The organism is Photobacterium kishitanii, from assembly GCF_003026355.1.
Lineage (GTDB): Bacteria > Pseudomonadota > Gammaproteobacteria > Enterobacterales > Vibrionaceae > Photobacterium > Photobacterium kishitanii.
Window position 1 is genome coordinate 17,665 of the sequence record NZ_PYON01000032.1, and the last position, 11,527, is coordinate 29,191.

9 protein-coding genes and 5 tRNA genes are annotated in these 11,527 nt (G+C 40.9%); 2 read left to right on the forward strand and 12 right to left on the reverse strand.

Translation table 11 applies throughout. The features are described 5' to 3' along the window. Both rpsP and ffh read right to left on the reverse strand, forming a co-directional pair. Entirely contained in the window at window positions 1-252 is a 252-nt protein-coding gene (gene rpsP, locus C0W29_RS20770) for a 30S ribosomal protein S16 (protein ID WP_036793353.1), read from the reverse strand. 170 nt (window positions 253-422) lie between these two features. After that, entirely contained in the window at window positions 423-1,790 is a 1,368-nt protein-coding gene (gene ffh / locus C0W29_RS20775; RefSeq protein ID WP_045043988.1) for a signal recognition particle protein, read from the reverse strand. 208 nt (window positions 1,791-1,998) lie between these two features. Between ffh and C0W29_RS20780 the strand changes: the two genes are divergently transcribed. Both C0W29_RS20780 and C0W29_RS20785 read left to right on the forward strand, forming a co-directional pair. Further along, entirely contained in the window at window positions 1,999-2,796 is a 798-nt protein-coding gene (locus tag C0W29_RS20780; protein WP_036793351.1) for a cytochrome C assembly family protein, read from the forward strand. Between the two features lie 122 nt (window positions 2,797-2,918). Then, entirely contained in the window at window positions 2,919-4,241 is a 1,323-nt protein-coding gene (locus C0W29_RS20785) for an HlyC/CorC family transporter (RefSeq protein WP_045043987.1), read from the forward strand. A gap of 91 nt (window positions 4,242-4,332) precedes the next feature. Here C0W29_RS20785 and luxS read toward each other — a convergent pair whose 3' ends face one another. The 10 genes from luxS to C0W29_RS20835 all read right to left on the reverse strand — a co-directional run bounded on the left by luxS (window position 4,333) and on the right by C0W29_RS20835 (window position 11,513). Beyond that, window positions 4,333-4,851 (reverse strand): S-ribosylhomocysteine lyase, encoded by a 519-nt coding sequence (gene luxS, locus C0W29_RS20790; protein WP_045043986.1) that lies wholly within the window; start codon window positions 4,849-4,851, stop codon window positions 4,333-4,335. Between the two features lie 71 nt (window positions 4,852-4,922). Then, window positions 4,923-5,528, reverse strand: a complete 606-nt coding sequence (locus tag C0W29_RS20795; protein WP_036793349.1) for a transglycosylase SLT domain-containing protein — start codon at window positions 5,526-5,528, stop codon at window positions 4,923-4,925. A 73-nt stretch (window positions 5,529-5,601) separates the two neighbouring features. Continuing rightward, a complete protein-coding gene (gene gshA, locus C0W29_RS20800) occupies window positions 5,602-7,191 on the reverse strand; it encodes a glutamate--cysteine ligase (RefSeq protein ID WP_045043985.1) in 1,590 nt (529 codons plus the stop codon). A 150-nt stretch (window positions 7,192-7,341) separates the two neighbouring features. Further along, window positions 7,342-10,194, reverse strand: a complete 2,853-nt coding sequence (locus C0W29_RS20805; protein ID WP_045045442.1) for a M16 family metallopeptidase — start codon at window positions 10,192-10,194, stop codon at window positions 7,342-7,344. A 13-nt stretch (window positions 10,195-10,207) separates the two neighbouring features. After that, complete coding sequence (locus tag C0W29_RS20810) at window positions 10,208-10,654, reverse strand: YqaA family protein (protein ID WP_045043983.1); 447 nt, start codon at window positions 10,652-10,654, stop codon at window positions 10,208-10,210. Window positions 10,655-10,932: 278 nt separating this feature from the next. After that, a tRNA-Arg gene (locus tag C0W29_RS20815) sits at window positions 10,933-11,009 on the reverse strand. A gap of 49 nt (window positions 11,010-11,058) precedes the next feature. Then, window positions 11,059-11,135 (reverse strand) — tRNA-Arg (locus tag C0W29_RS20820). Between the two features lie 48 nt (window positions 11,136-11,183). Next, window positions 11,184-11,260 (reverse strand) — tRNA-Arg (locus C0W29_RS20825). Window positions 11,261-11,311: 51 nt separating this feature from the next. Next, window positions 11,312-11,388: transfer RNA gene (locus C0W29_RS20830), tRNA-Arg, on the reverse strand. Between the two features lie 48 nt (window positions 11,389-11,436). Next, window positions 11,437-11,513 (reverse strand) — tRNA-Arg (locus C0W29_RS20835). Window positions 11,514-11,527 lie beyond the last annotated feature (14 nt).

An 11,527-nucleotide genomic window follows, 5' to 3' on the forward strand; every position in this document is an offset into this window, starting at 1 on the left:
TTAAGCTGCTGCTTTAGCTGCATCTTTGATTAGTTTAGCTACACGATCAGTCGCCGCAGCGCCTTGACCTAACCAGTGGTTTACGCGATCTAGATCTAAACGTAAACGCTCTTCTTGACCCTTAGCTAGTGGGTTGAAGAAACCGATTTGCTCGATGTTTGCGCCGTCACGTGGAGCACGTGCGTCAGCAACAACGATTTGATAGAATGGACGCTTCTTAGCGCCGTGACGTGCCAAACGAATGGTTACCATATCGTCCTCTTTGCATTACTGTAAAATAAATGACCCCGCTATAATAACGAGGTCCGTGCCAAAATAAAGCCTCGGAATTTTACCCTTTGGAGCGGCGAATGCAACTGCTTTAGTTACTTTTTCGCCGTTTAAGTAGAATAAAATCTTCAAAAGCATTAAAAATCAAACTATTAGCGACCTGGGAACATGCCGCCACCAGGCATCATGCCTTTCATTTGGCGCATCATATTCTTCATTCCACCCTTTTGCATCTTTTTCATCATCTTTTGCATCTGGGTAAATTGCTTCAATAATCGATTTACATCTTGTACTTGAGTACCAGAACCAGCAGCAATACGCTTCTTTCGTGAGCCTTTAATTAGCTCAGGTCGAGCACGTTCGCCCTTGGTCATTGAATTGATAATAGCTTCCATTTGCATGAATATTTTATCATCAACTTTATCTTTCATATCACCGGGCAACTGCGACATACCTGGAAGTTTGTCGAGCATGCCCATCATGCCACCCATGTTTTTCATTTGCTGAAGCTGGCTACGGAAATCTTCAAGATCAAAACCTTTTTTATCTTTAAATTTCTTGGCTAATTTTTCTGCTTCTTTCTTATCAACGTTACGTTCTAGATCTTCAATTAGCGATAAAACATCGCCCATACCTAAAATACGTGACGCAACACGATCAGGGTGGAACGGTTCTAAGGCATCAGTTTTTTCACCAATACCTAAAAATTTAATTGGCTTACCGGTAATGTGACGTACAGATAATGCAGCACCTCCACGAGCATCACCATCAACCTTGGTTAAAATAACACCGGTTAGAGGCAATGCATCATTAAATGCTTTCGCTGTATTAGCCGCATCTTGACCTGTCATGGCATCAACCACAAACAAGGTTTCAACTGGATTTAATGCTTTATGGACGTCTTTAATTTCATCCATCATTTCTTCATCGACATGCAAACGACCTGCAGTATCGACAATCACTACATCATAGAACTTGGTTTTACCGTGTTCTAAAGCAGCTTTTACAATCGCTAATGGTTTTTGCTCAACGGATGATGGGAAAAAATCCACCCCTACATCAGCAGCCAGCGTTTCTAGTTGCTTAATTGCCGCTGGACGGTAAACGTCGGCAGAAACAACCAATACTTTCTTTTTATCACGCTCTTTTAATAGCTTACCCAGTTTACCAACACTGGTGGTTTTACCTGCACCTTGTAAGCCTGCCATCAAAATAACGGCTGGCGGCTGGCAACTTAAATCAAGCGCTTCATTGCCATCACCCATTACCGCTTCAAGTTCAGATTGAACAATCTTAATGAACTCTTGGCCTGGCGTTAGACTTTTTGATACTTCAGTACCAACAGCACGCTCTTTTACACGCTTAACAAATTCACGAACAACAGGTAGCGCAACGTCGGCTTCGAGTAATGCCATCCGAACTTCACGCAAGGTATCCTTTATATTGTCATCCGTAAGACGACCACGGCCGCTGACATTTTTAAGCGTTCGCGATAAACGCTCGGTTAAATTTTCGAACATGTGGTGCTACTCGCTCGTTACGCAACTCAATCAAAAATTGCAAAATTATCAAAATTGCTACAAGTATACCGCAAAAAAGCTTGGTCTTTCATGTAAACCCACAGCTCTTTTTGGGATTACATTGGCGACTAAGGTTTGAGCAGGGTATAATTGCTGCTTCTACATATTAAAAATAGCTATTCGTTACTAAGGAGCTATCTGGTTGACTATGGACATGTTAATTGCCATCCCTGCAGTATGCTTTTATATCATTGCATTACTGCTTGTTGTCCCAGGGCTTGCTAACAATAACGGCATTAAAACTCAACCGGTTTTTATTACCGCCATTATTGCAATTGCCTTGCATCTGCTATTGCTTAAGGATCTTATCCTTGGTGCATCAGGTCAAAATCTCAGCATCCTTAACGTTGCATCGCTAATAAGCGTTATTGTTGCCAGTTTAACTACAGTTGCAATGTTAAAAATGCGGATCTGGTTTTTACTACCCGTCGTTTACAGTTTCGCTGCTATTAACTTGTTTGCAGCAACTATACTGCCCGGTACTTTTATTACTCATTTAGAGGCACAACCGCAAGCTTTAGTACATATTTCTCTGGCATTGTTCTCATATTCAACCTTAATGATTGCCACTTTGTACGCACTGCAACTGGCTTGGCTTGATCATAAATTAAAGCATAAAAAAAGCTTACAGATTAATCCTAACATTCCACCATTAATGATGGTAGAACGCCAACTTTTCAAGATCATTGTTGTCGGTTATAGCTTATTAACCGTCACTTTAATCAGCGGTTACTTTTTTATTGGTGACATTATTGCTCAAGGCAAAGCCCATAAAGCCATACTATCCTTGCTTGCTTGGCTAATTTACAGCGTATTGTTATGGGGTCATTACCGTCAAGGTTGGCGTGGACGTAAAGTAGTTTGGTTTAGTTTAGCCGGCGCTTTTTTACTAACACTAGCCTATTTCGGTAGTCGGTTTGTCAAAGAAATTATCATTGGTAGCTAGTTAACGCACACCAGCTTAAATTATTGCTACACTTGTTTTTATAATAGCTACTGTTCTATATATTATTGTTCGTTTATTCAATAACTAACAATATTTGCTTAATCTGTTAAGGACTGCCCCTTTTGGACCAAATTTCCACAGGCTTATTATTTGCTTTACTCGCTCTTATGATCATCATTTCAGCTTACTTTTCAAGTTCTGAAACGGGAATGATGACGCTCAATCGTTATAAACTGCGCCACCTTGCCAGCCAAGGACATAAAGGGGCCCAGCGGGTTGAGAAACTTCTTTCACGTACCGATCGTTTACTTGGTTTAATTCTGATCGGTAATAATCTGGTAAATATTATCGCATCAGCCATTGCGACGATTATCGGTATGCGCCTCTATGGTGATGCCGGTGTTGCTATCGCAACCGCTATCTTAACCATTGTTATTCTTGTTTTTGCTGAAGTTACCCCAAAAACAGTCGCAGCGTTGTATCCAGAAAAAGTCTCTTACACCAGTAGTATCTTACTTAATATTTTAATGAAGTTACTCTACCCATTAGTGTGGTTTGTTAATGGGATTACTAACGGCTTCTTGTTTATCCTTGGTGTGAAAAAAGATACTAACAGTGCCTCAAACATTAACTCTGAAGAATTACGTACCATCGTTAATGAAGCAGGTTCACTGATCCCGCGCCGCCATCAAAATATGTTGCTCTCGATTCTTGATTTAGAAAATGTCACCGTTGAAGAATTGATGATCCCACGTAATGAAATTGCAGCCATCAACGTTAATGATGATTGGAAATCTATTGTGCGTCAGCTAAGTCATTCAGCGCATGGGCGAATTGTCTTATACCGCGATAATATTGATGAAGTAGTCGGCATGTTACGTGTTCGTGAAGCCTACCGTTTAATGATGGATAAAAATGATTTTAGTAAAGAGAATCTACTTCGTGCTGCTGATGAAGTGTATTTCATTCCAGAAGGTACGCCGTTAAATATTCAATTATTAAAATTCCAACGTAATAAAGAACGTATTGGTCTAATTGTCGATGAATATGGCGATATTCAAGGCTTGATTACTGTCGAAGATATTCTTGAAGAGATTGTTGGTGAATTTACCACCTCAATCGCACCAACACTGGCGGAAGAAATTACCCCACAGAAAGATGGTAGTTTATTAATTGAAGGTAGCGCCAATATTCGCGATCTTAATAAGAGCTTAAATTGGCAATTACCAACAGATGGACCGCGCACATTAAACGGTTTTATTCTCGAGCATTTAGAATATATTCCAGAAGAAAATATCAAAGTGGATATTAGCGGTCACAACATGGAAATCATTGAAGTTTCAGGCAATATGATTAAGTTAGTTAAAGTATTACCCATGCATAGTGCAGCAACAATAGACACTGAAACTAACACCGATACCGAACAAGAATCAAAGACGCCTTAACGCAATAGTTACATAAAAAATAGCGACAATAAAAAAGCCACTCGATGATTGTTCACTCCGAGTGGCTTTTTTTATACTTACATCATAGCCGTTATTTAACTTGTAACTGTTGTAGCATCGCATCAGGCAGAGCAAGCGCGTCATTTTTATTGACTTCAATGCCAGCACTAATGATCGTTTCTGCAATCAATTTTGCTTCAGCCAACGAATGCATATTATAGGTACCACATTGATACTCATTGAGCTCAGGTATTTGCTCTTGCGTTTCTACCGCCAACACATCTTTCATCGCAGCTAACCAAGCAGTTACGACTTGCTGCTCAGTTGGCGTACCAATTAAGCTCATATAGAAACCGGTACGGCACCCCATAGGTGAAATATCAATAATTTCAACCGTGGTAGAGTTTAAATGCTGACGCATAAACCCTGCGTACAAATGCTCTAACGTATGAATACCACGTTCACTGAGAATATCAGCATTAGGACGACAAAAACGTAAATCAAATACGGTAATAGTATCGCCCTTAGGGGTTTGCATGGTCTTTGCTATCCGTACTGCGGGAGCATGCATTTTGGTATGATCGACAGTAAAGCTATCAAGTAATGGCATTGCTTACTTCTCCTTGTCCAAATAAAAATAAATCTTAGCAGTTAATTTTTATAGTGCTTATAACAATTAACTTACCACCAACTTTTATTGGCATCGAGCTCTTTGCGGCATTGTTTCAGTTGCCAGCCATAATTTTTCGATTGCTGTTCGACTTTACGCGCCACTTTCATTAACCACGGTTTTCGACGATAAGTTCCCCGCTTATAGCCACCGCGACCATCGTGATAAGCTAAATATTGAGCATACGCATTCCATTTAGAAATACCTAACTGACGCTGGGTTTCATGGGTATACCAACCAATAAACTGCATTGCATCAGCAAAATCACTGCGCGAACCACCATGCCCGGTATGCTTTTGAAAATCTGACCATGCAGGATCTTGCGCTTGAGCGTAACCATAGGCACTGCTTACTCGCCCCCATGGAATAAAACCAAGCACGTAATCTTTAGGAGGAAGTGCATCGTGACGGTAACTACTTTCTTGCTTCATAATCGCCATAGCAACATTAATAGGCGTTCCCCATTGCTGCTGCATGTCGAGTGCATCTTCATACCAATCAGGGTATTGACGGAAAATACTACACAGATTTGATTGGTTGCTTGGTGGCGGCGTCGCACAGCCGCTAACAATTAAGGCCACCACTGTTAGCAACAATAATCGTACACGTAATCGCATTTTTTATCCTACTCGTTAACCACTAAAATCGATCAAAAAAAAGCTGACTTCCAAAGAAGTCAGCTTAATACGATTAATTATTTAGCGTCGGTATCTCTACATCAACGTCAGCAAAATAATCTGCTAAGAAATCATCAAACGAAAGTGTGTCACTTTGCTCAATTTGACGTTGTTTAATCACAGATGACGCCACTTCTTGCTCAAATGTTGCTTGATCATAAAAGCGGAAATCTTGTTGCGCTAATTGTTTAGCATGGGCTGTCGCATAAAAATCACCAAGAGCACTAATACCTTGATAAGTTTTAATTTGCTCTAATAATCTCGCTGAAAACGTTAGCTGCGGATCGTTAATCCAAGTTAATAATCGCTGACAAGTTTGCTGATATTTATTATCGCCATGTAAAGCATCGATTGTGATTGCAACTTGTTCAAGTTCAGCAAACACTTGTTGTCCCCATGTTTTTAGAAGTAGCTCTTCACCATCGCAACCAATTTTCAGTTCCAATAGCGGATTACGTCCATCGACAACAACTTTATTCCAATTATCACGCCAACAGGCTAACTCGCAATCGGTCATCTCTGGTGATGGCGTTAAAACAGCCCAGATTAAAAACAGATCAAGAAAACGCACCTGATCTTCATCAATACCAATCGGACTAAATGGGTTAACGTCTAGCGAGCGTACTTCAATGTATTCCACCCCAGCACGCTTTAAGGCTTCTGATGGCTTTTCACCACTTTTAGCTACACGCTTAGGTCTAATAGGTGCATATAGCTCATTTTCAATCTGTAATACATTACTGTTCAACTGCTGACGTTTACCATCAACAACTACACCTAATTGAGAGAACTCCTCTGACGGTGTATGAATAGCACTGTTTAACCCAGTTAAATATTGTTCAATACTATTGAAACCAATTTTTAACGAACTTTGAGCATGATTGGTATAACCTAAATCACTTAATCGTAATGCGGTGGCATTTTCTAAAAAGTAGGTTCCCTTGCCCACTTTCCCAAATGAAGCTTTAAGCGCTTCATTTTGAATAAATGAACCACACATTGCAGGAGAAGAACCGAATAAATACGGAATTAACCACCCAAAACGGTAATAATTTCGAATCAATGCAAAATAGGCATCTGACACTGAATCTTGTCGTTGTTGCTCTGTTTGATCACCAAACAAACTATCCCAAAAAGCATCAGGAAAAGAAAAGTTAAAATGCACGCCTGAAATAATCTGCATCACGCTGCCGTAACGACGCTTGAGACCTTCACGATAAAGAGTTTTCATTTGGCCAGTATTTGAACTGCCGTATTGCGCTAGCTCGATCTCATCCTGATCGCCAACAAAACACGGCATAGACATCGGCCATAAGCGCTCGCCAGCCATATGGCTTAAAGAAAACTTATGAATATCGTCTAATTGTGCTAACAGTTGGTCAACATCACGTGAGACAGGAGTAATAAACTCCAATAAGGATTCAGCAAAATCAGTGGTGATCCATTTATTCGTTAGTGCCGAACCTAAAGCACTTGGGTGTGGTAATGAAGATACTTTTAAATCTTCTGTTATGCGCAAAGATTCACGCTCAAGACCACGCCCTAGCTGTGTTAATGCCTCAGGGTTATTGGCAACCTGTTGCAACCTTTCGAAAAAAGTCATGAAGGCCATTCTCATTTTTATCCAATTGAAGAAACAGGGTAATCATTATTAACCACGATTACCATGCTTTATAGTATTAATAATTGTGAAACATATTTACTACACAGTAACAGCCTCTAGCTTAATAAAGGCTGTTACTGCCATTATATTTTACTGATTAAGCACTAATTGATGAACCGGTAAACCTAAGGTCTTTAATTGCGGTAATAATGTCTTAGTATCACCAACAATAATAATTTGGTAATCCTTAGGGTTAAACCATTTATGAGCTAAGTTATCCATTTCAGCTTTAGTAATTGTCGCGACAATATGATTGCGCTCAGCAACAAAACTCGGCGCTAAGTTATAGCTTAAAATCGTGCCTAGTAAAGCTGCCTTTTTAGACGGTGTTTCATAACTTAATGCATCTTGTTGACCCACAGCTAACCGCATAAATTTAACTTCTTTATCCGTTAACCCTGTGGTGCTCATGCGCTTTAACTCAGCCATAAATTCTTTTATCGCTGGTAACGTCGCATTGGCGCGCACTTGAGCATAAAAACTTGCCATACCAATTTCACGGCCACCGGTTAAATAACCACCTGCACCATAGGTATAGCCTTTGTCTTCTCGTAAGTTTAAATTTAAACGACTATTAAAGTTACCAGCCAAATTAAAGTTAGCAAGTTGGGTTTTAAATAACTCCCCCGTGGCATCATAAGCCATGCCTTGGCGCACTAAACGTATGACTGTTTGCGGCGCATGGGGTTTATTCACTAACCAAATTGCTTGTTGCGATAAATGCGGTAGTGTCGGTGTAATAAAGGTTGGTTTAGGCGCACCTTGCCAAGTCGCTAATGGAGCGAGATCAGCATTTAAATTCGCTTGTTTAATATCGCCAACAACCACAATATCGGCACCATTTGGGGTGTAGTAACGCTGGTAGAAATCTTTAACATCTTGCAATGTAATAGCATTAATTGATGCTTGAGTTCCTTCTGCTGGACGACTAAATAGCGTGCCTTTAAACAACACATCACGAGTCGCTTGGCTTGCTAACCAGTCTGCGCTTTGATGTTCATAGACAATGCCTTCTAACATTTGTTTTTTCAAACGCTTGAAATCAGACTCAGTGAATTTAGGTTGCAGCAACCGTTGCTCAAATAATGCGAGGGTCTGAGGTAGATTCTTAGTCAAAGTATTTAATGACACAGTAGAATTATAAAGCCCTGCATTCACGGTAATACTACTGCCCAAAGTATCAAGTTGGGATGCCATCGCTTCAGCGGTTAATTTAGCTGTACCTTCATTCATCATTGCCGCAGTTAATTGTGCTAACCCAGCTTTACCTTCAGGCTCAACCCGACGTCCAGCAGGTACACTTAACTGTAAGGTAATGGTTGGGGTTTCTTTATATTCAGTACCAATAACTTTAATACCATTAGCTAACTTAAACTCATACAAGCTTGGCATTACTGCTTTGACTGGTGTCGATGCTTGTGGCATCACAGCGCGATCAAAGTTATCAGTGACAGTACGGTAAGCAAGATCTTGTTCTTTGATCTTGTGGTGTGGCGGTAGGTGGCGCGGTGCAGGCGTAAAGTTTGGCTGCGCGGCCTCTAACTGCAATTGTCCTTTCGGTACCACACTTAAACTGACACTTGGCTGCTGGTATAAATATTTATTGTAAACAGCCATCACGCTATTGGTGGTTACTCGATTAACATTAGCAAGCTCAGTCGGTAAATAGTTAGGATCACCAAAAAATGTTTGGTAAGCCGCTAACTGAGATACTTTTCCAGCCACACTCTGCAAACCATAAATTGCACTTGCAGCTACTGAGCCTTTGATTTCATTTAACTGTTGTTGGTTAATACCTTGAGCTTCAATACCATTAACCACGTTCATCACTTTAGTGCGTAATTGGCTTAGATTGCCTTTATTACCACTTGGAGCCATCGCATATACATACATAGTACAAGCTAGCTCAGCACAATCTTGAAAAGCACCAGCATCAACAGCTTCGCCAGTCTTAACTAACTTTTGATACAGTAAACTATTGGTACCACTACCAATAATTTGTCCAAGCATATCAAGTGATGATTGATCTTTAGCCCCAAGATAGGCTGTCGGCCATGCCATCATTAGCATTGGTTGTTGAATATTATCTTCAAGAGTAATAAAACGATTATGCGTTAAGGTGGCTGGCTGTTTAGGTGCATTTTTGACTTCTGGACCACGAGGGATCGAGCCGAAGTATTTATTGATCCATGCTAACGTCTGCGCTTTATTGATGTCGCCACCAATAGTCAAAGTGGCGTTATTAGGCCCATACCAGCGTAGGAAAAAGGCTTTAAGATCATTAACATCAACCCGATCAAGATCTTCAACATAACCAATTGTTTGCCATGAATACGGATGGCTACGTGGATATAACGCCTCAGCCATCTTTTCATAAATCATCCCATAAGGGCGATTTTCAAAATTTTGAGCGCGCTCATTTTTAACCGTTGAACGCTGAATTTCAAATTTACGCTGTGACACAGCATCGAGTAAGAAACCCATTCGATCTGATTCTAACCACAATACTTTTTGGAGCTGATTAGCCGGAACCGTTTCATAATAATTGGTACGATCACGATTAGTGCTGCCATTAAGGCTGCCTCCCGCCTCTGTAATTAGTCGAAAATGTTGCTGATCACCAACATGTTTTGACCCTTGAAACATCATATGCTCAAAGAAGTGGGCAAAACCAGATTTCCCCTGCTGTTCTCGCGCCGATCCAACATGATAAGTCACATCGACATTAACCAAAGGATCAGAATCATCAGGCGATAAAATAACCGTTAACCCATTGGCTAGTTTATATTTACTGTAAGGTATTACCGCCTTTCCAGGTACGGTTTTCACCTGCTCGATAAACTTAACGCCTTGCGGTAAGTTATCATTTACAGCAGCATGTTCACCCCATTGACTACAACCAGCTAATGACAGCAATGCAGCACTTAAGACCCACTTTTGCACGTTAATATATTCCTTACACTGATAATCCGGGAAATAGCCCTAACACAATCACGGCTAAAGCAACATAGCGGATCATTTTCCCAATAAAAATGGCGGTAGCACACCACCAAAAACGCATACGTAACCATCCAGCAGCTAAGCATAATGGATCACCAATAAGTGGCATCCAACTTAATAATAAACTCCAGTAACCATATTTCTTTAGCCACAATAATGCTTTATTACTTTGCTTATTCTCTGCCGTTTTATCTGGCAACAACAAGCCAAGCCAATAATTAGTCAGCCCACCAAGAGTATTGCCTATTGTCACCACCGCCACAATTTGCCAAACAGGGTTATCTCCCATTTTTAAAGCGGCAATTAAATTAGCCTCAGAACCACCAGGTAATAAAGTCGCGCTTAAAAAACCAGTCGCAAATAATACCCATAATCCAAGATCGCCGTTCATTAATTCTGTCATCAAGCTGTTATCTCATAAATTGATGCTTTAAAGCCGTAATGCAGCTCGAAACCCTAGCTACAATAGTACAAATTATTCGGTTTTGATAATAATACCAAGCCTGTTAATAATCGGTTATTTAATCTTTTATTTAGCACTGAGAATAGTTACGACGAGGAAATTAAAAGCAACATATTGATGTTATAGGCAGGAGAATTATGATCAAACAACAAAGAAATGGAATCGAGACTAAAATGGGGATATAAAAAAAGCCCAGCTTAAGCTGAGCTTTTAAATGATGGTGCGCGCGGGAGGATTCGAACCTCCGACCGCCTGGTTCGTAGCCAGGTACTCTATCCAGCTGAGCTACGCGCGCACTAAATTTGTTACAACAACAGACATTGAGGTCTATTGCTTTTAAATGATGGTGCGCGCGGGAGGATTCGAACCTCCGACCGCCTGGTTCGTAGCCAGGTACTCTATCCAGCTGAGCTACGCGCGCACTAAATTTGTTACAACAACAGACATTAAGATCTATTGCTTTAAATGATGGTGCGCGCGGGAGGATTCGAACCTCCGACCGCCTGGTTCGTAGCCAGGTACTCTATCCAGCTGAGCTACGCGCGCACTAAATTTGTTACAACAACAACAGACATTAAGGTCTATTGCTTTAAATGATGGTGCGCGCGGGAGGATTCGAACCTCCGACCGCCTGGTTCGTAGCCAGGTACTCTATCCAGCTGAGCTACGCGCGCACTAAATTTGTTACAACAACAGACATTAAGGTCTATTGCTTTAAATGATGGTGCGCGCGGGAGGATTCGAACCTCCGACCGCCTGGTTCGTAGCCAGGTACTCTATCCAGCTGAGCTACGCGCGCACTAAATTTGTTAC

What these genes read in the sequence shown, in the direction of transcription:
- rpsP (WP_036793353.1), bottom strand. Translation starts at nt 252, where the DNA reads ATGGTAACCATTCGTTTGGCACGTCACGGCGCTAAGAAGCGTCCATTC.
- ffh (WP_045043988.1), bottom strand. Translation starts at nt 1,790, where the DNA reads ATGTTCGAAAATTTAACCGAGCGTTTATCGCGAACGCTTAAAAATGTC.
- C0W29_RS20780 (WP_036793351.1), top strand. Translation starts at nt 1,999, where the DNA reads ATGGACATGTTAATTGCCATCCCTGCAGTATGCTTTTATATCATTGCA.
- luxS (WP_045043986.1), bottom strand. Translation starts at nt 4,851, where the DNA reads ATGCCATTACTTGATAGCTTTACTGTCGATCATACCAAAATGCATGCT.
- C0W29_RS20795 (WP_036793349.1), bottom strand. Translation starts at nt 5,528, where the DNA reads ATGCGATTACGTGTACGATTATTGTTGCTAACAGTGGTGGCCTTAATT.
- gshA (WP_045043985.1), bottom strand. Translation starts at nt 7,191, where the DNA reads ATGACTTTTTTCGAAAGGTTGCAACAGGTTGCCAATAACCCTGAGGCA.
- C0W29_RS20810 (WP_045043983.1), bottom strand. Translation starts at nt 10,654, where the DNA reads ATGACAGAATTAATGAACGGCGATCTTGGATTATGGGTATTATTTGCG.